This is a genomic window from Janthinobacterium sp. FW305-129 (genome assembly GCF_020858115.1).
GTDB lineage: Bacteria > Pseudomonadota > Gammaproteobacteria > Burkholderiales > Burkholderiaceae_D > Janthinobacterium.
The window spans coordinates 537879-559352 of record NZ_JACYMM010000002.1; the positions used below are offsets into that span (position 1 = coordinate 537879).

18 protein-coding genes are annotated in these 21474 nt (G+C 63.2%); 3 read left to right on the forward strand and 15 right to left on the reverse strand.

Going from position 1 to position 21474, the window contains the following annotated elements:
- Positions 1–106 precede the first annotated feature (106 nt).
- From pcaD to IGS61_RS06050, 3 genes are read right to left on the reverse strand one after another with little or no spacing between them, the layout of a single operon-like run.
- Complete coding sequence (pcaD, locus tag IGS61_RS06040; RefSeq protein ID WP_230538770.1) at positions 107–910, reverse strand: 3-oxoadipate enol-lactonase; 804 nt, start codon at positions 908–910, stop codon at positions 107–109.
- Between the two features lie 11 nt (positions 911–921).
- Entirely contained in the window at positions 922–1212 is a 291-nt protein-coding gene (gene catC / locus IGS61_RS06045; protein WP_230538771.1) for a muconolactone Delta-isomerase, read from the reverse strand.
- Between the two features lie 10 nt (positions 1213–1222).
- The gene (locus IGS61_RS06050) at positions 1223–2332 is read right to left on the reverse strand and encodes a muconate/chloromuconate family cycloisomerase (RefSeq protein ID WP_230538772.1); all 1110 of its coding nucleotides are present in this window, start codon (positions 2330–2332) and stop codon (positions 1223–1225) included.
- A gap of 102 nt (positions 2333–2434) precedes the next feature.
- On the opposite strand from IGS61_RS06050, the gene IGS61_RS06055 reads away from it, so the two are divergent.
- Positions 2435–3361: a LysR family transcriptional regulator gene (locus IGS61_RS06055; protein ID WP_230538773.1), complete on the forward strand. Its 927-nt coding sequence runs from the start codon at positions 2435–2437 to the stop codon at positions 3359–3361.
- Here the strand turns inward: IGS61_RS06055 and IGS61_RS06060 are convergent.
- From IGS61_RS06060 to IGS61_RS06105, 10 genes are all read right to left on the reverse strand, one after another.
- Positions 3353–3745: a hypothetical protein gene (locus IGS61_RS06060; RefSeq protein WP_230538774.1), complete on the reverse strand. Its 393-nt coding sequence runs from the start codon at positions 3743–3745 to the stop codon at positions 3353–3355. The two genes, IGS61_RS06055 and IGS61_RS06060, sit on opposite strands and share 9 nt — an antisense overlap.
- A gap of 56 nt (positions 3746–3801) precedes the next feature.
- Entirely contained in the window at positions 3802–5142 is a 1341-nt protein-coding gene (locus IGS61_RS06065) for a PepSY-associated TM helix domain-containing protein (RefSeq protein ID WP_230538775.1), read from the reverse strand.
- Positions 5143–5150: 8 nt separating this feature from the next.
- A complete protein-coding gene (locus tag IGS61_RS06070) occupies positions 5151–7262 on the reverse strand; it encodes a TonB-dependent receptor family protein (protein ID WP_230538776.1) in 2112 nt (703 codons plus the stop codon).
- A gap of 78 nt (positions 7263–7340) precedes the next feature.
- Positions 7341–7748 carry a DUF2946 domain-containing protein gene (locus IGS61_RS06075; RefSeq protein WP_230538777.1) on the reverse strand — a complete coding sequence of 136 codons (408 nt, stop codon included), beginning with the start codon at positions 7746–7748 and terminating at the stop codon, positions 7341–7343.
- Between the two features lie 47 nt (positions 7749–7795).
- On the reverse strand, positions 7796–8392 hold the full coding sequence (locus IGS61_RS06080; RefSeq protein ID WP_230538778.1) for a PqiC family protein: 597 nt from the start codon (positions 8390–8392) through the stop codon (positions 7796–7798).
- Positions 8389–10020: a PqiB family protein gene (locus IGS61_RS06085; protein WP_230538779.1), complete on the reverse strand. Its 1632-nt coding sequence runs from the start codon at positions 10018–10020 to the stop codon at positions 8389–8391. Before IGS61_RS06085 ends, IGS61_RS06080 begins: the two co-directional genes overlap by 4 nt.
- Complete coding sequence (locus tag IGS61_RS06090) at positions 10013–11305, reverse strand: paraquat-inducible protein A (RefSeq protein ID WP_442908029.1); 1293 nt, start codon at positions 11303–11305, stop codon at positions 10013–10015. The genes IGS61_RS06085 and IGS61_RS06090 overlap by 8 nt, the downstream gene beginning before the upstream one ends.
- A 129-nt stretch (positions 11306–11434) precedes the next feature.
- Positions 11435–12796: an amidase gene (locus IGS61_RS06095; protein WP_230538781.1), complete on the reverse strand. Its 1362-nt coding sequence runs from the start codon at positions 12794–12796 to the stop codon at positions 11435–11437.
- 63 nt (positions 12797–12859) lie between these two features.
- Entirely contained in the window at positions 12860–14092 is a 1233-nt protein-coding gene (locus IGS61_RS06100; RefSeq protein ID WP_230538782.1) for a M20/M25/M40 family metallo-hydrolase, read from the reverse strand.
- Positions 14089–15315: a urate hydroxylase PuuD gene (locus IGS61_RS06105; protein WP_230538783.1), complete on the reverse strand. Its 1227-nt coding sequence runs from the start codon at positions 15313–15315 to the stop codon at positions 14089–14091. Before IGS61_RS06105 ends, IGS61_RS06100 begins: the two co-directional genes overlap by 4 nt.
- A gap of 131 nt (positions 15316–15446) precedes the next feature.
- On the opposite strand from IGS61_RS06105, the gene IGS61_RS06110 reads away from it, so the two are divergent.
- On the forward strand, positions 15447–16385 hold the full coding sequence (locus tag IGS61_RS06110; RefSeq protein ID WP_100875714.1) for a LysR substrate-binding domain-containing protein: 939 nt from the start codon (positions 15447–15449) through the stop codon (positions 16383–16385).
- 73 nt (positions 16386–16458) lie between these two features.
- Positions 16459–18216, forward strand: coding sequence for an allantoate amidohydrolase (locus IGS61_RS06115; RefSeq protein WP_230538784.1), 1758 nt, complete (start codon positions 16459–16461; stop codon positions 18214–18216).
- Positions 18217–18429: 213 nt separating this feature from the next.
- Here the strand turns inward: IGS61_RS06115 and IGS61_RS06120 are convergent, their stop codons facing one another.
- Both IGS61_RS06120 and IGS61_RS06125 read right to left on the reverse strand, forming a co-directional pair.
- The gene (locus tag IGS61_RS06120; RefSeq protein ID WP_230538785.1) at positions 18430–19770 is read right to left on the reverse strand and encodes a sulfatase-like hydrolase/transferase; all 1341 of its coding nucleotides are present in this window, start codon (positions 19768–19770) and stop codon (positions 18430–18432) included.
- Between the two features lie 459 nt (positions 19771–20229).
- A complete protein-coding gene (locus tag IGS61_RS06125; RefSeq protein ID WP_230538786.1) occupies positions 20230–21465 on the reverse strand; it encodes a Zn-dependent hydrolase in 1236 nt (411 codons plus the stop codon).
- Between the last annotated feature and the right edge of the window lie 9 nt (positions 21466–21474).

The following is a 21474-nucleotide window of genomic DNA, read 5'->3' on the forward strand; positions in this document are numbered from 1 at the left end:
TATTATTATTTTTCAAGAAAGCTTCCCCTGCCGCATGCCGGACGAGCCGGTGGCGGTGCTCAGGGGGAAGTCAAATTCCTGCCATACCTATACGGTACAGCAAGCCTCACAACAAAAAAGTCCGCAACTGCTCTGTAAACAAGTCCGCCGCCTCGACGTTCGAGATATGCGAGGCGGGCACGCTTGCCAGGCGGGCGCCCGCGATCTGCCGCTGCAGCCAGCGGCCGTCGTCGAGGGTGGTCACGGGATCGTGCTCGCCCGCGATGATCAGGGCCGGCACGCTGATCGTGCCGACGCCGGCGTGCAAGTCCGCCTGGGCCAGCACCTCGCAGCAGGCCGCGTAGCCGCCGGCATCCTGGCTGCGCAAAATGCCGACCAGGCGCGCCACCGTATCCGGCTCGCGCGCGATAAATTGCGGCGTGAACCAGCGCGTGGCGGCACTTCCGGCCACCGCGGCCATGCCGTCGCGGCGAACGTGCTCCGCCCGCAGCTGCCACGGCGCGGCGCCGCCGATGCGCGCCGCCGTATTCGCCAGCACGAGCTGCGTCAGGCGCCGCGGCTGGTGTATGCCCAGCCACTGGCCAATCAAGCCGCCCATGGAAATGCCGCAGAAGGCAGCGCGCGCGATATCAAGGTGGTCGAGCAGCGCCACCACGTCCAGGCCCAGGCGCCCGATGCCGAACGGCGCGCTGCCGCTGGCGGACTGGCCATGACCGCGCGTGTCGTAGCGCACGACAAAAAAGTCGCTTGCCAGCGCGGCCGCCTGCGCCTCCCACATGGACAGGTCCGTGCCGAGGGAATTCGACAGGACCAGGCAGGGTTTGGCGCGCTCGCCATCCGTGCGGTAATGCAGGCCGATACCGTCCACCTCGCACGTTTTCCCGGCAGTGTCATTGCCTGTCTGCGTCATCGCCGGTCTCCTCAGGAATCGTCGCCGCGCACCGACGAAGGATGGCGGCACAGCGGCATCACGTCGATCTGCATGTAGGGGAACAGCGGCAGCGAGGTCAGCAAATTATGCAGCTCGTCCACGCTGTCCACGTCGAAGACGCTGATGTTGGCGTACTGGCCGGCGATGCGCCACAGGTGGCGCCATTTGCCCTCGTGCTGCAGGCGCTGCGCCAGTTCCTTTTCCGTTTGCTTGAGCTGCGCCGCCTGCTCGGCGGGCATGTTCAACGGCAGGTTCACGTTCATGCGTACATGGAATAACATGATTTCTCCCTTATTGACGCTGCATCGCATGCAGCTTGTCCATATCGATCTCGACGCCCAGACCCGGGCCCGTCGGCACCTGCAGCATGAAGTCGCGGTACACGAGCGGCTCGCGCAAGACTTCCTGCGTCAGCAGCAAAGGCCCGAACAATTCCGTGCCCCAGGCCAGTTCGGCAAACGTCGAGCAGACGTGGGCCGTGGCGGCCGTGCCGACGCCGCCTTCGAGCATGGTGCCGCCGTACAGGCCGACGCCCGCCAGGCGCGCCACGGTGGCCACTTCCAGCGCGGGCAGCAAGCCGCCCGACTGGGTGATTTTGACGGCAAACACGTCGGCCGCATCGGCCTGGGCCAGCGCCAGCGCATCGGCGGGGCCGTGCAAGGCTTCGTCGGCCATGATGGCCACGTCGAAGCGCTGCTTCAGGCGCGCCAGCGCGGCGCGGTTACCCGCCTTCACCGGTTGTTCGATCAGGTCGATGCCGCCCGCTTCCAGCGCGGCGATGCCGCGCACGGCGTCCGTCTCGCTCCAGGCCTGGTTGACGTCGACGCGCACGCTGGCCCGCTCGCCCAGCGCCCGCTTGATCTCCAGCACGTGGGCCACGTCGTCCATCACGTCGCGCAGGCCGATCTTCAGCTTGAAGATGCGGTGGCGGCGCAGGTCCAGCATTTTTTCCCCTTCGGCGATATCGCGTGCCGTGTCGCCGCTGGCCAGCACCCAGGCCACGGGCAGCGCATCGCGCACGCGGCCGCCCAGCAATTCCGACAGGGGCACGTTCAGGCGGCGCGCCTGCGCATCGAGCAGCGCCGTCTCGATCGCGCACTTGGCGAAGCGGTTGCCCTGGATGACCTTGCGCACCCTGGCCATGGCCTTGGCCACTTCGCTCGCTTCCATGCCGACCAGCAGCGGCGCGATATAGGTATCGATATTCGTCTTGATGCTTTCCGGGCTTTCGCCGCCGTAGCTCAAGCCGCCGATGGTGGTCGCCTCGCCCCAGCCCGTGATGCCGTCGGCGCAGCGCAGCCGCACCAGCACCAGGGTTTGCGTATTCATGGTGGCGACGGACATCCGGTGCGGGCGGATGGTTGGCACATCGACCAGGTAGGTCTCGATATTTTGAATCATATTTATTCCGTATAATTCTGTGGAGTGAGCATACGATATGCCCCCAATGCGGCCACGTCCAACACCGAGTTGGTATCAAACCTATACCTGAAAGGTATGAAGATGGAATTACGGCACTTGCGCTACTTCGTTGCGGTCGCAGAGGAAAGGAACTTCACGCGGGCCGCCGCGCGCCTGCATATCGCGCAGCCGCCGTTGAGCCGGCAGATGCAGCAACTGGAAGAAATCCTGGGCGTGGCGCTGATCGAAAAGGGCTCGCGGCCCTTGCGGCTGACGGAAGCGGGCGAGTTTTTCCTCGCCCATGCGCGGCCCCTGCTCGACCAGGTGCGCGACCTGCAGGCGATGACGCAGCGCGTGGGCAAGCTGGAACGCACGCTGTCGATCGGCTTCGTCGCCTCGACCCTGTATGGCGAATTGCCCGACATCGTGCACCGCTTTTGCGAGCGCCATCCCGAGGTCGACGTGACCCTGCATGAAATGACGACGGTGCAGCAGTTGAAGGCCCTGAAGGAAGGCCGCATCGACGTGGGCTTCGGGCGCCTGAAAAGCGAAGACCCCAGCATCCGCCGCATCCTGCTGCGCGAAGAGCGGCTGGTGGTGGCCCTGCCGCCCGGTCACAGGCTGGCCAAAGGAGAAGGCGGATTGCGCCTGACGGAGCTGGTGCATGAAACCCTGCTCGTGTATCCGAAAGCACCGCGCCCCAGCTTTGCCGACCAGGTGCTGGCCATGTTCAGCGAAGGCAATGTCACGCCCGGTCCCGTCACGGAAGTGCGGGAGCTGCAGATTTCCATGGGACTGGTGGCGGCTGGCCAGGGCGTTTCGATCGTGCCGGAAAGCGTGCAAGCCATGCATCACCGGAACGTCGTGTACCGCAAGCTGGACGACAAGCATGCGTTCTCGCCCATTTTATTCAGCATGCGGCATATGGACCGCTCGCCGGAACTGGAAAACCTTCTCGCCGCCGTGTATTCGATCTACGATGAACACGGCATCGCGCACGTCAAGGAAAGCCTGTCGCCCTCACGCTGACAGCGGCGCGTCGGCCAGCAATGCCGGGCGCAGCGCGCGGATGCGCAGTTCCGTGAAATAGCCGCCCGCCTCGTTGTAGCGCAGGTAGTGGCGGCCGCAGTCCAGGCAGCGCGCCACCTGGCTCAGGTTGGCGGGATAGTAACGGGGTGCGATAGGCGCATCGATGCTGTCATAGCGCGTGCCCTGCGGGTGGTATTCGGCAAACGTCGGTTCCTCGTACGGATCTTCGCGCAGGGTGCCGATTTCTTCAAAGCGGTCCAGCTCCAGCGAGGTGGGAAGACGCTGCCAGGCATCGAGCAGGACGGCGCAGCAGCTGCATTTTTGCGTGACGCCTGCCGACGTGGCGGCCAGCGTGGACAGGGCGGGGAAGTCGATGAATATCATGTTCAGCCAAGGCAAAGGGGCGGCCCTTGGCAACGCACCTGGCCGCGCCCCTTATTCTAGCGCAGCCACATCCGGCCGACACGCGGCCCACATTTTGCCAGCCCCAGTTCCAGCAGCATCAGCATGCAGCCGGAAACGAGCAGCAGCGGCATCAGCGCGCACATGCCGGCCGCCACCAGCCAGGCCAGCGCGGACGGCGAGGTCCAGGCGCCCGGCAGCAGCTTGGGCAAGCCCAGCGAGCCCGGCAGGCGCCGCTTGAAGAACATCAGCCAGCCCGATACCAGCGAGAACAGCACGCTGGCGCCGAACAGCAGCAGCAAGGCCTGGTTCCACCAGCCGAATTCGCCACGGTGGAAGGGGATGCCGATGGCGGTGGCCTTGCCGAACGCCGTCTGCGCGTCCCATCCCGCATAGTACAAAGGCTTGCCGCTGTAGGCATCGAATTGCAGGTCGAAGCGCAGGGTGGGCTGGCTGCGGTCGGCCATGGTGGCGCGCCACACATCGTCCTGGCTGGCCGGCGCCGTCAGCTGCACGGCGATGGCGGGCGCATGGCTGCGCGCCACCCGCCACGCATCCTGCCAGTCGAGCGGAGCGCCCTCCTCGGTCGAGTGCAGGCCGCGCGGCACGGGCGGCGGCGCCTGGCCGCTGACGTCGCGCAGCACGCGGATGCGCGCGCCCGCCTGCTGGCTCCACGTCAGGCCCGTCGTCAGGATCACGACGCTGACGATGCCGAGCGCGACGCCAAGAAAGGCATGCCACTGGCGCCAGCCATTGCGGCCCCGCGCGCCCCGCTTCGGCAAACCCGTTTGCGCGCCGCGCGGCCACCACAGCACCACGCCCGTCACCAGCATCACCATCAGCCAGCTGGCCGCCAGCTCGATCATCCAGCGCCAGCCATCGTTTTGCAGCAGGCGCGAATGCAGCTTTTTCGCCCAGTTGCCGAAGCGTTCACTGCTGGCCAGGCTGCCCAAGACGCGCGCATCGTAGGGATTCACATACACGATGACGGCTTGCGCCGGCAGGCCGAATTTTGGCTTGACCGGTGCGGCATGCCCGCCATGGCCCGCATGTTCATCCTGCGCGCCGCCGGGCGGCGCGAACGCCACCGGCACCGCATCGTCCGGCTGAAACGGCGGCACCACGTGCTGCACCGTCCAGCCGCGCGGCGCCGCCTGCTCCGCTGCCGCCACGGCGGCGTCCAGCGGCAGCATGGACGCTTGCGGCGCCACATGGTCGAGGTGCTGGTATAGCCTGGCCTCGATCTGCGGCGTGAACACATACAAGATGCCCGTCAGGGTGGCCACCAGGGCAAACGGCGAGGCGATCAGCGCGGCCCAGAAGTGGATGCGCCAGTACAGGCTTTTGCGCCGTGCGACAAGAAAGGTTGCGTCGTCCATGGCCATCCTCACATTCCGCCATAGGTATAGGCCAGGCCCAGCATCACGCTGCGCGGCGCACCGGGCGTGTACTGGTTCTGGCTGTTCGGCGCATAGCTGCCCGTGCCCGCATAGCTGCTGCTGGCCGAATCGGCATAGCGCTTATCGGCCACATTGCGTACCTGCGCCCACGCGTCCAGGCCACGCGCAAGCTGGTAGCTGGCGCGCAGGTTCAGCAAGGCGTGGCCCTTGTACTCCACCGTGTTGGCATTGTTCATCCAGTAGCGGCCCTGGTGCACGGCTTCGAGTGCGATACGCGCGCCCGTCACGGGCTTGTAGCCGATCTCGAACGAGGTGATGTCGCGCGGCGCCTGCGGCATGGTGCGGCCACTGTAATCGAGGCTGGCGGAGACCTGATAGCGCAGGTAGCGGTGGCGCGCGATGGCCGTGGCGAAGCGCGCGTCGAACGGGCCGCCGTCGTAGTTCAGGCCCAACTCCAGGCCTTCGCTGCGCGTGCGTCCCGCATTGCGGTTTTCGCTGTTGCCCGGCGAGAGCGTGTAGCTGACGATGGTGTCGCGCCCATCGAGGCGGTACAGGGCCGTGTCGAGTTTCAAGCGGCCCTGCAAAAAGGCCCAGCGCAAGCCCAGTTCATAGTTGTTGTAGACGGACGGCTGCAAATCGGCGATGCCCGTCTTGCCATACAGCTGGCTCACTTCGGGCGGCGTGAAGCCCTGGCTGACGTTCGCATACGCGCTGCCCGCATGGCCGATGGCGTAGGTGGCGCCCAGCTTCGGACTCGCGTGCGAAAAACTGCGCGACTCGTCGGGCGCGCCGTAATTGACGCTGCCGCCCGGCGCCACCTTGTTGTGGTAATCGTAGCGGATGGCGTCCGAACGGCCGCCCAGCACCACGCGCGTGCCCGCCAGCGGAGACCATTCCCACTGCGCGAAGACGGCCGTGTTCAAAATGTCCGTCTGGTAGTCGCGCACGCCTTGCGGATTGGCCGCATTGGCCAGCGTATAGCGCAGGTAGCGCCCTGTGGCGGCATCGCGCACGATGGACAGATTGTCGCTGACAAAGGAATTGTCGCTCCTGTCCACGTACACGCCAGCGATCAGGCGCGAACGCAGCCACGAGAATTCCTGCTGGTGTTTCACATCCAGGCCCAGCGAATCGACGTGGTTGTTGTTGATGACGCCCTTGCACTTCAGCCCCACGCAACTTCCTATGGAATACGCGGGAATCTGCCCATGGTCGTTCTTGCGCGTAAACACGGTGACGGTGCTCGTGCCATGCGCTGTCGTCGCGCCCTCCCACGCCAGATTCATGCGCGTGGTCTTGTCCTTGCGATAGGTGAAAGTGTTCAGGCTCTTGCCGGGATTGCTGCGGTAATCGTTCTCGAACAGACTGCCCGTCATGGCCGCATCGAGATCCGTGTGGACGATGGTGGCGCGCAGCTGCGAGGTGGGGCTGAGCGCATAGTCGGCGCGCAGCGAGAACGAATCCTTGTCGCCATAGCTGTACTCTTGCCAGTTGTCGCGCGAACGGCGCGAACTGTAATGGGAAAAGCGCAGTCCCAGCGGCCCCCAGGTATCGCTGGCGGACGTGTCGTAGCGGGTGAAGCCGCCCACATTATCGCGCCGCACACCCACCTTGGCCGTCGGCGTGGCGCTGGCGCCGGCCGTGAGGAAATTCACGGCGCCGCCGACGGCATTGCTGCCGTACAGCGACGAGGCGGCGCCCTTTACCACTTCCACGCCGCTGGCGCCCGCCATGTTCATCTCGTTGAGCGAGTTGTGGTTGAAGACGCCCAGCGGGCGGATGGGTATGCCGTCTTCCAGGTACTGGTAGACGGCATTCGTGCCGATGGGCTGGCGGATGCTCATGCTGTGCTGCTCGTTGCCCAGGTCATTCCAGTACACGCCGGCGATGCGGTTGAGGATATCGCCCATGGTCCTGGGCTTGTCGCGCTCCAGGGTCTTGGCGTTGACGACGCCGATGGCCTGCGGCGTCTCGGACAGCCACGATTGCGCGCGCGAGCCGGAAACGACGACGGTGTCGATGGCGTGATCGGATTGCGCCCGCGCGCAGGGGTAAGCCACGGTGCCGGCCAAGGCCAGCACCAACAGTTTCTTGTTCATGTGATTCTCGTTTAAGTGTGCGGATGCTGCCCCGTCGCACTGGAAGGCGCGCAGGGCAAGTACTAAAAATGCAAAAACTTAAATGAGACGGGGCGGCGCGCGCGACTGCGCGGTGGACCAGATGAACAGCGGGGATGGGGATTGGTAGTACAGGGCCGGGAAAATCGCCGTGCCGCTGGCCACAAGCAGCGGCAGCACGGGGCTGGCCGGCGGCAGGCCGACGGAACCCGCATGCGTGGAACAGAAGGCACAATGCTCCATCTGCATGGCCTTGCCGCCGGATTTGCCATCGGCGGCGCCGTCATCGGCCTGATCAAGCTGCACAAAACGGATGCCGGCCACCGAGCAGATTTCCGCCCAGCCGGAGCCGGATTCCTGCTTGGCGTTGGCGACGGCCTGGGAAATCGATGGCGCGAGCGCCGCCAGCAGGATCGCGAAACAGGCGATCCAGGCGGCAAAGCGGCGCGTGAACAAGGTCATTCCCATGGCCGCATTTTACCAGCGGCCGCCGGGACTGGGTAGCGGAAAGCGGCTCAGGCGGCCGGGCAGGCGGCGCTGCCGTTGTCAAAAGCGCGCACGACGCTGGCCGCATCGGCGGCGATGCGGTTCACGGCGCGGCGGTGACCGAGCACCAGTTCATCATAGCCGGCGCCCACCTTTTCATTGGCGATCGTGCGGCAAGTGACCACCTTGCCGCTGGCCAGCTGGCGCACGCTCCACACGGCATCGATCAGCGCATACTGGCCCATCACGGACTCGAAACGCTGCACATTGGTGCTGATGCGGTACACGGGCAGATTGTCCGGATGCGGCGTGCGGAACACGTCGATGGCGCCCAGGTCGTTCGTCACGGCCGTCGACAGGGCCTGTCCGATCTCGCCAGCCAGCGGCCCCGCCCAGCGCTGCTGCTCCAGCAATTCGATGCGCCCCGACGGCGCCGTCACGACGAACTGGTTGCGGCTCACCTGCTGCGGCACGCTGACGGCCAGCACCTCGACATAGTATTTCACGGGCTTGGCCGGCTGCGCGTCGGCGCCGCCGCTGAGCGTATAGAAATGCTCGGGCTGGGGCGTGGAGCAGGCGCCCAGCAGGCTGGCCGCCAGCAGCGCGGCAAACATCGGCTTCATCATTTTTTTTCATCTCCTTTTTTACCGCGGATCAGGGACTCGGGATGGCGTTCCAGGTAATCCGACAGGGCATTGAGCGATTGCAGGGTTTGCGTCAGCTGCTGCAAGGCCTGGCGCACGTCCGACTGCAGCGGCGAATCCTTCTGCAGCACCTGTTCGGCCGTGCCAAAGGTCTGCTTCGCCGCCGTCAGGGTGTCGCGCATTTCCGGCACCACCTGGCCGTCGATCTGCTTGAACAACACATTGGCCTGCTTGATCGTGGCGTTCAGGTTATTGCCGATCTCCGCATACGGTACCTGATCGAGCTTGCGGGCGATGCTGGCGATCTGCGTCTGCAATTCATCGAGGGTGTTCGGCACGGTCGGCACTTCCAGCGGATACCTGTTCGGATCGAGCGCCACCTTCGGCGCTTTCGGGAAGAAGTCCAGCGCGATATACAGCTGGCTGGTGAGCAGGTTGCCCGTGCGTAGCTGCGCGCGCAAGCCGCGGCTGACCATGCGTTCGAGCAGCTGGTGGCCGGCCGAGCCTTCCTCATCGTCGACGGCCGCCTTGAAGCGCATGCCCAGGCGGGCCGGGTACAGATTGACGGTGACGGGCATGCGGAAGTTCTTCTTCACGGGGTCGAACTCGATGCCGACCGAGCGCACCTCGCCCAGCACGATGCCGCGGAAATCCACCGTGGCGCCGGGCTGCAAGCCGCGCAGGGACTGGTCGAAATAGAATACGGTGGTGATGGCCTCGCCATCGGGCTCGCGCATGGCGCTCGCCTCGTCGGCCGCCAGGCGGTAATTGGTGCCGGCCGGCGCCGGTTCGACGGGCTTGCGGCCGTTTTCCGCCTCGAAGGCGATGCCGCCCACCAGCATGGCGGCCAGCGATTGCGTATTCAATTTGAAGCCATTGGAATCGAGGCGCACGTCGACGCCGCTGGCATGCCACCAGCGCGCATCCTTGCCGACGAACTGGTCGTACGGCGCGTTCACGAAGACCGACATGGTGATGCCGTTGCCATCCTTGTCCAGCGCGAAGCTGACCACCTTACCCACCCGCAGGCGGTGGAAGAACAGGGGCGAGCCCACGTCGACTGAGCCAAGGCTGTCCGCATGCAGGGTGTACAGCTTGCCCTTCTGGTCGCCGGCCACGGCGGGCGGACTCTCCATGCCGATGAAGTTCTCTTTCTTCTGTTCCGACTTGCCCGTGTCGACGCCGATGTAGGCGCCCGACAGCAAGGTGCCCAGGCCCGTCACGCCGCTGGCGCCGATCTGCGGGCGCACCACCCAGAAGCGCGAATCGGCGGTGGCGAAGCGGCGCGCCTCCTTGCTCATGTCGATCGTCACGAGCACCTTGCTCAAGTCGTCGCCCAGGGTGATGGCGCGCACCTGGCCGATATCGACGTCCTTGTACTTGACCTTGGTCTTGCCCGGCTCCAGGCCTTCGGCGCTCTTGAAGCTGACCGTCACCGTGGGTCCCTGGTCGAGGATGGACTTGGCGGCCAGGCCGGCGCCGATCAGCGCGGCCAGCAACGGGATGAGCCACACCAGCGACGGCAGCCAGCGGCTGCCCTGTTCCACATCGGGTTCCGGCAATGGACGGCCACCCGTTTCGGCAAGGCCGCCCGCTTCTTTGTCAGACATGCTGTTCTCCAATCACTGTATTGTTTCCGGTATTTGCCACCACCACGGGTTCTTCCTCGCCAGGCACCTGCCCATCGACAGGGTCCCAGATCAGGCGCGGGTCGAACTGCATCGCCGCCAGCATGGTCAGCACCACCACCGCGCCGAAGGCCAGCGCGCCGGGTCCGGCCGTGATCACGGCCAGCGACTTGAAGCGCACCAGCGCCACCGTCAGGGTGACGACAAAGATGTCGAGCATGGACCAGCGGCCGATGAATTCGACCATGCGGTACAGGATGGTGCGCTGGCGCGGCCGCCAGCGCGAACGCCGCTGCGCCGTGAACGCCAGCAGCGCCAGCACGCCCAGTTTCAACATTGGCACGACCACGCTGGCGATGAAAATGATGATGGCCAGGCCCTTCGAGCCGCTGGTCCAGAACAGCACCACGCCGCTCATGATGGTGTCGTCCTGCGCGCCGAACAGCGATTGCGTCACCATCACGGGCAGCAGGTTGGCGGGAATGTAGAGGATCATGGCGGCGATCAGCAAGGCCCAGGTGCGGTTGATGCTGTCCGGTTTGCGCACGTGCAGGGCCGTGCCGCAGCGCACGCACGCCAGATGCCTGCCCTTGCCCGCAGGCGGCGCCACCAGGCCGCAAGCATGGCAGGGCACCACCTTTTCACCGGGCGCGAAAGCCTTGTAGCGGATGCCGGGCAGCGCTTGGCGGGTCAGGTCGTCGCCCAGGTTCCACAGGGCCTTGGGGTCGAACGAGACGACGATGGCCAGCAGCACGGTGAGCGCGCCAAACGCGAACAGGCCAGGTTGCGGCAGCACCGTAGCCAGGCTGGTCATCTTGACGACGGTGATCAGAATGCCGATCATCAGCACTTCCGTCATGCCCCATTCGCGCGCCGTCTGCACGGCGCGCAGCACGCGGTTGAATCCCGGTACCTTGACGCCGCCGCGCAGCCCCAGCGCCACGTACAGCAGGGAACCGAGTTCGATGGCGGGAAAGAGGATGGTAAACAGGAAAACCATCGTCGCCACGATGTGCATCTGCTCGTACCACAGCACGCGGATGGAGCCGAGCAAGGTGGCGCTGGAAGTGAGGCCATTGACGTCGAGTTCGACGATGGGGAAAAACTGGGCGATCAGGAAGACAAAGGCGGCGCCCAGCGTGAGCGCCACCACCTTGCTCAATTCGGCCGATGCGCCGCGCACGTGGGCGCCGCGGTACAGCACCGAGCGGCAACGGATGCAGCGCGCCTTTTCGCGGGGACGCAGCGGACGTTTGCGGTACAGCACGCCGCAGTCATGACAGCTAATCAGGTCGTATCGGTGCACAGTGTGAAGTTTGCCGGCGCGGGGAAGCGCGACTATCCCATGTCAATGCCAGCCATCATGACAGAATTGGCATCTTCCTGCACTATGGCACTATTCTTTTCCGCTCCCCCGTAGCAACGCCTCCACGGCGCGGCCGATTTGCAGCACCGTATCGTCGGCGCCGGCCAGGCCGCAGATGCCCAGCCCCACGGGCAGCTCGCCGTCGGCATGGCAAGGCAGCGACAGCGCGCAGCCATCGAGGAAGTTGATCACGCTGGCGTTGCGCAGCACCAGGCCGTTCGTGGCAAAGAAGGTGGCGTCGTCCGCTTCCAGCGGCGCGACTTCCGGCGCAAGGATAGCCACGCTGGGCATCAGCCAGGCGTCGAACGGCGCCAGACGCTGCTGCGCGATGGCGATCAGGCGCGCACGCGCGTCGAGCACGTCGATATAGTCCGCTGCGCCCTGCTGCTGGCCGCGGCGGATGCGCGCCGCCACGCGCTGGTCGTACTGTGCGCCCTTCTCTTCCAGTAACGCCCTGTGCCAGTGCCAGGCTTCCGCTGCCACCAGGCCGCCGCCGCCATTGATACCGGGCAGTTCCAGCAATTCGGGAAAATCGAACCGTTCCACCAGGGCGCCGGCTTGCCGCAGCTTATCCAGCGCGGCGTCGAAAGCCCGCTGCACCTGCGGCTCCACGTGCGTGCCGACGTAGTCAAGGGTAAAGCCGAAGCGCAAGCCCTTTAATGCCGATACGCCGTCGGCGACCTCCTTGCCAGACAAGGCAGCGTACAGGATGGCGCAGCAATCGACACTGTGCGCGATGGGCCCTGCCGAATCGAGGGAGCGCGACAAGGGCACGGCGCCGGCCAGCGACACGGAAGCGGCCGTCGGCTTGAAGCCCGTCAAGCCGCAAAAGGCGGACGGAATGCGGATCGAGCCGCCCGTATCCGTGCCCAGCGCTCCGGCCGCCATGTCCAGCGCCACCGTCACGGCGCCGCCCGAGGTGGAGCCGCCCGCCACGCGCGCGCCGTCGTGCGGGTTGCGCGGCGTGCCGTAATGGGGATTCAAGCCCAGACCGGAAAACGCGAATTCGCTCATGTTGGTGCGCCCCAGCAGAACGGCGCCGGCCGCGCGCAGGCGCGCCACGGCACCAGCATCCACATCGGCGGGCGGCCCGCCGGCCAGCGCCAGCGAGGCGGCGCTGCTGACCTGCCCCTTGACGTCGAACAGGTCCTTGATCGAAACGGGGATGCCGGCCAGCGGCGAAGGCACCCAGCCGGCGGCGCGCGCCGCATCGCTGGCGCGGGCCTCGGCCAACGCCTGTTCGCCATCGAGGCTGACATACGCAAAGCCGCCCTGCGCCCGGTGCGCCTCGGCGCGTGCCAGCATCTGCTGTGTCAGTGCCACGCTGGTGATGCGGCCGGCGACCAGGTCGGCCGCCAGTTCCCTTATCGTCTTCTTGCCAATCACATCCATGCTGCCTCCCCGATTTCCCAGGCATGCATCTTACCGGATGCCAGCGGCATGGTCGCCGCCCAGTCAGGCGGCCAGGAAGTCGAGCAGGGTCAGGGCGACGATCTTGCTGGCCTTGCGCAAATCATCGAGCGCCAGCCGCTCGTCGGCCTTCTTCGCATTCGATTCGGGCACCGTGCGCGGGCCGGCGCCATACAGCACGGCGGGGATGCCCCGCTCGCCATACAGGCGCGCATCCGCATACAGGGGGGTGCCGACGGCGGGAATCGTTTCGCCAAGGATGGCTTGCGCGTTCTTTTGCAAGCTGCCGACCAGTTGCTCCGAACCGGGCAAGGGCCGCAGCGCGTGCGACAGCAGCAGGCGGCGGATCTCGACGCGGATGCCCGGCTCGCCGCGCACCGCGTCTTCGATCAGCGCGCGCACCTGCGCTTCCACCGCCACCGGATCTTCCTCGGGAATCATGCGGCGGTCCATCTTCATGACGACCTTGCCCGGCACCACATTCGTATTCGTGCCGCCATCGATGCGGCCCACCAGCATGGTGGGCGAGTCGATGCCGGCCACTTTCGATTTGATCTTTTTCAGCTCCGGCAGCTGGCCATAGATGGCGTTCAGGATCTTGTTAGCCGCCTGTAGCGCATCGTGGCCCGTTTCCGGCATCGAGCCGTGGCCCGACTTGCCGTGCACGGTGATTTCCAGCTGCAGGCAGGCGTTGTGCGCCGTGACGATGCCGTAGCTGAAACCGGCGGCGATGACGAAATCGGGCTTCGTCAATTGCTGTTCCAGCAGCCAGCCCGGTCCCAGCAAGCCGCCGAATTCCTCGTCGTACGTGAAGTGCAGCTCGAGCTGGCCCTTCAATGGAATGCCCAACGCTTCGAGGGCGCGCGCGGCAAACACATAGGTGGCGAAATCGCCTTTCGACACGGCCGTCGCGCGGCCATAGATATAGCCGCCGTCGATCTGGCCGCCATATGGCGGATACGTCCAGTTGTCGCCGGGCGGCACCACGTCGCCATGCGCATTCAGGGCCACCGTCGGCCCGCCTGCCGCATATGGGCGGCGCACGATCAGGTTGGTGATGCTCTGCATGCCGTAGGCTGCCACCTGATCGGCCGGCACGGCGTGCTTTTCCGCGTTCCAGCCATACGCCTGCAGCAGCTGCGCGACCAGCTCCGCGTGCGGCGCGTTGTTGCCCGGCGGCGTATCCGTCGGCTGCTGCACCACCTGCTGTAAAAAGGCGATCTCCTCGTCGAAGTGGTCGTCAATCCAGGCCGTGATTTTTTCCGCGTGCGTAGTCATTTTGCTCCTTGCATGGTCTGTTGCAGCCAGGCGCCCAGTTCGCTGCGCTCGGCCTCCGTCATATTCGTCAGGTTCCCGATTGGCATGGCCTTCAATTCGATGGCCTGCTTGTAGATTTGCGCCGCGTGCTGGCGAATCTCCGTTTCATTATCCAGCATCATGCCGGCCGGCGCCGTGGCGAAACCGGCTTGCGTCGGGTGCGCCGAATGGCAGGTGGCGCAGCGCTGGGCGATGATGGCATGCACGGCCACGAACTGGGCGGCGGGGTCCGCCACGGGCGCGCTGGCCACGGGCGCCTTCGGCGCGATGGCCACGGCCACGCCCACCAGCAAGGCCACGCCAAGGGCCGGATAGCGCCACTCGACTCTTCCCTTGTGGCGCAGGTTGAAGAAATGTCGGATGAAGACGCCGGCCGCCATGATCAGCGCCAGCACCAGCCACGCGTGGTCGTTACGGTAAGTCATCGCGTAGTGGTTGCTGATCATGATGAACAGCACAGGCAACGTAAAATAATTGTTATGCACGCTGCGCTGCTTGGCCTTCATGCCGTGCCTGGGATCGGGCAGCTTGCCGGCGGCCATGGCTTCGACCATTTTGCGCTGGCCGGGAATGATCAGCATCAGCACATTGGCCACCATGATGGTACCGATCATGGCGCCAACGTGGATATAGGCGGCGCGCCCGCTGAGCAGATGCGTGAGCACATAGGCGGCGCCGACGATCAGCGCGAACACCGTCACGCCGAACCACAGCTCATATTGCGCCAGTTTTGACCTGCACAGCAGGTCGTACACGGTCCAGCCGATGACGAGAGTGGCGATGCCGATGCCGACGGCCTGGCCGCTGGAGATATCGGCCACGGCCTTGTCGATCATCATGGCCTGCGCATTGAAGTAGTAGGCAATCGTCAAGAGCGCAAAGCCGGACAGCCAGGTCGAATACGCTTCCCACTTGAACCAGTGCAGCTCCTTCGGCAGTTCGGCCGGCGCCACCAGGTATTTTTGCGGGTTGTAGAAACCGCCGCCATGCACGGCCCACAATTCTCCCGACACGCCCTTCTTCGCCAGCTCGGAGCCGGGCGCGGGCGGGCGGATCGAGTTGTCGAGCCAGACGAAATAAAAGGAAGCACCGATCCAGGCGATGCCCGTGATGACGTGCAGCCAGCGGACGATCAGGTTCAGCCACTCAAGGCCATACGGAATCAGGTAGGCAAATACTTCCATAAATTTCCTCTAGTCAGACCGAACCCATATTCGTGCCAATCTACACAAGATAAACGGATTTACCGCTCATCACATGAAAAATATCGTATATTTGACATATTCAAATCGATATACAACAGAGGCGCCGCCACATGTCCAGCCTGCCGCAACACCTCGACCTGCACCTGATCCGCATCCTTTACCTGCTGCTGGTGGAAAAGAATGTCTCGCGCGTGGCGCTGAAACTCAATCAGCCGCAGCCCTCGATTTCCGCCTCCCTGCGCAAACTGCGCGAATTGACGGGCGACCCGCTGCTCGTGCGCGGCGCGCGCGGCATGGTGCCCACGCAGCATGGCGAAAGCCTGCTCAATCCGGCCAAGCGCATCCTCGACCAGACGGAAAGCCTGTTTATCAAGAAGACGCCGTTCGTGGCGCAGGAGGAGGCGCGCACCTTCCATATCGCTGCGCCCGACTACCTGGACAGCCAGTTCCTGCCCAATGTGGTGGCCCTGCTGCGCCGCGGTTCGCCGAAAAGCCGCGTTGTGCTGCATAGCCTGGGACCGGGCATCGATCATATCCGGCAATTGTCCGACGGGGGCCTGGACCTGGTCATCGCCAACTGGGACGAGCCGCCCGCGCACCTGCACATCTCGAAGTTGTTCGAAGATCCCATCGTCTGCGCCATGCATGCGGAAAACGCCTATGCGCGGCGCACGGCCAGCGACGCCATGACGCTCGATGACTATCTGAGCCTGCCGCACGTGGCGCCGTCGCAGATGATGCCGGGCTACCACGGCGTGATCGATTCCTTCCTCGAACGGCAAAACCTGCAGCGCAACGTGGTGGTGGAATCGGCGTATTTCGGCCTGATCCCCTACATGCTGACGCAGACGGACCTGGTGCTCACCACGGGCCGCCAGTTCATGCGCTTCTATGAAAAGACCCTGCCGCTGAAAACGTATACCGTGCCCTTGAAATTCCCGCCCATGCGCTTTTACCAGCTGTGGCACCAGCGCGTGCACCAGGCGCCCGAACACAAATGGCTGCGCGACCAGGTCAGCGCAGCAGCCAAGGCGCTGGTGCAGCGATAGCCGCTATCAGCGCGCGCATATAATGGAGGCAGGAACGGGGCGCTATCATCACCGCTTGCATGATCGGAAAACCATGACCACCCTTTCAGACCTGAACGCCGGCAGCCAGGCCGATTTTATCGCGCACCTGCATGGCATCTACGAACACTCGCCATGGATCGCCCAGCGCGCGGCCGCCGCCCGGCCGTTTGCCAGCCTGACGGCCCTCAAGACGGAGCTGCAGCGCGTGCTGGCGCAAGCCTCGCCCGAAGAGCAGCTGGGCCTCATCCGCGCCCATCCCGAGCTGGCCGGCAAGGCCGCCATCGCGGGCCAACTGACGGCGGAATCGACGCGCGAACAGGCCAAGTCCGGCCTGAACCTGTGCAGCCCCGAGGAATTTGCCACCCTGCAGCGCCTCAACAGCGAATACAACGCCAAGTTCGGCTTTCCCTTCATCCTGGCCGTCAAGGGTCCGACGGGCGAGGGCCTGACGCGCCAGGACATCATCGCCACGTTTGCGCGGCGCCTGAAAAACCGGCGCGCCGATGAACTGGCCGAATCGCTGCGGCAGATCAAACGCATCGCCGAACTGCGCCTGAACGACCTGTTCGACGTGCGCCTGGATTTCGGCCCCGCCATCATGCAGCAGGCGGAAACGCTGGCCGGCTGGAGCGACAGCGATTACAACCTGACCTGCGCTTACCTGACGCCGGCGCACCGCAAAACGGCCGCGCAGCTGGCCGACTGGATGCGGGACGCGGGCATGCAGGTGCACATCGACGCCGTCGGCAATGTCGTCGGACGCTACCTGTCCGACGCGCAGGGTGCGAAGACCCTGATGACGGGATCGCACTACGACACCGTGCGCAACGGCGGCAAGTACGATGGCCGGCTGGGCATCGTACTGCCGATCGCCGTCGTGCGCCACCTGCATGAGCGGGGCGAAAAGCTGCCGTTTCATTTCGAGGTCGTCGGCTTCGCCGAAGAAGAAGGCGTGCGCTTCAAGAGCACGTTTTTGGGCAGCACGGCCGTCACGGGCAAGTTCGACGTGTCGCTGCTGGAGCAGTTGGATGCGGACGGCGTGAGCATGCGCGACGCGCTGGCCGCCGCCGGCCACGAGGCGAGCGCCATCGGCGCCATCGCGCGCGACCCCGCCGACTTGCTCGGCTATGTGGAAGTGCACATCGAACAGGGTCCCGTGCTGCTCGAGCGCGACTTGCCGCTGGGCATCGTCACGGCGATCGCCGGCAGCTCGCGCTACCTGGTCAGTCTTGGGGGCGTGGCCAGCCATGCGGGCACCACGCCCATGACCATGCGCAAGGATGCGGCCAGCGCGGCCGCGGAAATCATTCTGCTGATGGAACGGCGCTGCAGCCAGGGCGAAGCGCTGGTGGGCACCGTGGGCCAGCTGCAGGTGCCCAACGGCTCCGTCAACGTGATCGCCGGCGCCTGCACCCTGTCGCTCGATATCCGCGCGGCCGTTGATGCCGTGCGCCAGGCTGCCGTCGACGATATTTTGGATGGCATCGCCGCCATCTGCGCGCGGCGCCAGATCGACTACCAGCTGGAACTGCTGCTGTCGGCGCGCGCGGCGCCGTGCGCACCGTGGCTGATGGCACAGCTGGCGCAAGCCGTGGCATCCGTCGGCATCGCACCGTACGCGCTGCTGTCGGGCGCCGGCCACGACGCCATGGCCATGGCCGCCATCACGGACGTGGCCATGCTGTTTACCCGCTGCGGCAATGGCGGCATCAGCCACAATCCGCTGGAAACCATGACGGCCGACGACGCCGACATCGCGGCGCGCGCGCTGCTGGCGTTTTTGCGCAACTTCCAGAAGAAACACACGTAACAGGAAGAGAGTGGTGGAACCCGGACAGGCGCCGCGCCAGGGATGCGGCCGGGAAGGCAGCCAGGCCGGTACATGCTGGTATAAGGCGTACGTTGTGCAGCAGCAACGAACTACTAAGGCAGCCACCTCGATCCACGGAAAGATGCGTGCTTGGCTGGAACCGGGTCCGTTGCAAACCACCACATTATGATACTTTTCACAGGCTGAAACATGCTATGGCTGGCAGTGAAAAGACATCCGTATATATGGAACCATGCCTTCGGAGAGTTGCCCGCTATTTACGGCAGACGGCGGCTGATGATCACCAACCACATAAGCTTCGGTACAGCCTAGCTCAGCACTGGCACTTAATGTATCGACCAAAAATCCAATCGCATTGCGTGCTACCAACTGTGAATCACCAATCTTCTCCATATCTTGGAAATATTGGACAGATGCATCGGGCATGCCCGATGCAATGGGTTCATGGCTGGACAACGAAAGCATGTACAAAAAAGCCTTGTCTTGCTGGCGTATCAAATCCACACCAAAATTAATCATATCTTCGTCACAAACACCACGAAATGGCCCCGGACAAGTTCTCAGCTTACTCAGCTCAGGCTGGAAATATGCGTGCTCGATGCCCAGGCTTTTCCAGACGGAATCGCGGGCATAAAACATTTTTTGATAACCATGTACGCCAAAAACCTCATACCCTTTAGTTTTCATGTAGGCAGGAGCACAAGCATCAGCCATTGCTGAGAAATTGGTACTTGCATCAAACTGAATGTATTCGGAACACAACTCACGAATCTCGCCTTGCATCGTCGAACCATGATAATCAGTAAATCCAGTCTTCAGCACTTTCACGCCGCGACTCTTCAGCTTCTTTTCGACGGCCACCAACGAACCATGGCTTTCTCCCCATGACTCCACGATCATCAAAACCATTTTTGCGGGCATTGAACTTTCACTTTTCACATGATTCAAAAAGGTCGGTTCGCTGGTTTTCCCCAAAGAATTCTGTTTATTTAAAAAACTATCACTGATCAGCGTTTTAATTGCAAACGGTGACGGTGTGACAATTCTATTGCGGATTTCACTTACGCCAACATCCAGCACCAGCAGTACACCTTTTAGCGATATCAGGAAAATACCAATAAAAAATACAATGCGCCTGAATCCCAACGAAGTTTTCCGATAAACATCGGAAGACAGGAAGAAAAACATTATCAAAAAAAACAAGAAACAGATTATTAATATCGGCGCTGGAGAATTCCCCAAAACAGTGAACAAGTAAAATTCATATGAACTGGGTCGAATATTCCAATTTGACAATATGGAAACCAAGAAGATGAAAATCCATAAAAACTTAATTAAAAAGGAAACCCATCCCTTGAAACGTTTTTCCATATACGGAAAAAACAATGGCTCGATGCAGATATATATACGACCAAATGCAAAGCTCCAGATTAAGCTGGGCAATAACATCCATAAAAAACAGCGCACATATGTGAATTTTTCAGAATAATTTAAAAATAGCGGTTTTTCTTGTAGCGTAAAAATTGAACTCATGGGTAAGCAATACTAAAGATGGCATCTTGTCATAGCAAGAAAGACACAGGAAAGCCATGACATTGGCTCGGTGATTTTTAATTATTTTTTTTGGGCAACAATTGTAACATGCTTGTCATAATTGGTTCCTCACCATACCCGGAACAGAAAAATACGCATAGTGAAAATTTAAAAACATCGTTTTTTGAACTGCAATTTTCTCATGATTTCTTGACACTCTGACTGCATGTCAAGTGATAGATGAAGGAAAGACAGATACAAAAAACCTGACGCGAAAGTCGACGGATGGATGCAAGATACGCTCTCGCAACACTTGGCATCGAGACGAAATATCTGCTGTCAGGTGCGAGAAAAGTGGCAGGGATTTGGGACGTCTTACGCGGCGAGGCAGCTGGGCAGCTGATGTCCGCCAGAGACCTGGAAGCAGGCGGCAAGCGGGCCGCCTGGTGATTTTTTTGGCTACACGGCCACGGCCCGCTCCAGCATCGCGTGCAGCAGCACGTTGCAGCCCGCTTCCAGGTGCTCGGGCTTGGCGTCCTCGATTTCATTGTGGCTGATGCCGTCCTTGCACGGCACGAAGATCATGCCGGCCGGCGCCAGCCGGGCCGCGTAGATGGCGTCGTGGCCGGCGCCGGACACCACGTCCATCACGGAGTAACCGAGTTTTTCAGTCGCATTGCGCACGGCGCCCACGCAGTCGGGGTGGAACGGACATGGCGGGTAATAGGACACCCTTTCCAGTGAAATGCCCAAGCCTGTTTTTTCGCGCGTGGCGTCGATGAAGGCCGTGATCTCGCCATGCATGGTGTTGAGCAGTTCATCGTTCACGTTGCGCAGGTCGATGCTGAACTTGACCTCGCCGGGGATCACGTTGCGGCTGTTCGGAAAGACCTGCACCATGCCCACCGTGCCGCGCCCATACGGCGGGTAGCGGTTGGCAATCGCCACCACCTCCTGCATGATGGTGGTGGCCACCTGCAGCGCATCCTTGCGCAGGCCCATGGGCGTGGGCCCCGCATGCGCTTCCATGCCCGTCACCACGCAGTCGTACCACGACAGGCCCATCACGGCCGGCACCACGCCGATGATTTTATCGGCGTCTTCCAGCACGGGCCCTTGTTCGATATGCGTCTCGAAATACGCACTGATGGGATGGTCGCCCGGCACCTGGTCTCCACGATAGCCGATGCGCGCCAGCTCCTCGCCCACCGTTTTACCTTCCGTGTCTTTCGCCGCGTACGCGGTTTCGAGCGAAAAGGCGCCGCAAAACACGCCGGAGCCCATCATCACGGGTACGAAACGCGAGCCTTCCTCGTTGGTCCAGAACGCCACCTCGATGGGCGATCGCGTCTTGATATTGAGGTCATTCAGGGTGCGCACCACTTCCAGGCCCGCCAGCACGCCGTAATTGCCATCGAACTTGCCGCCCGTGGGCTGGGTGTCGATGTGGCTGCCCGTCATCACGGGCGGCAAGGTATTGTCGGTGCCGTCGCGGCGCATGAAGACATTGCCGATCTGGTCGATGGTAATGCTCATGCCCGCCTCGCGACCCCAGCGCACCACCAGGTCGCGCCCCTGTTTGTCGAGGTCCGTCAGGGCCAGGCGCTTGACGCCGCCCTTCACTGTCGCGCCGATCTGCGCCAGTTCCATCAGGGCTGCCCACAGGCGCTCACCATTGATACGTAATTCATCCATCGTCAACTC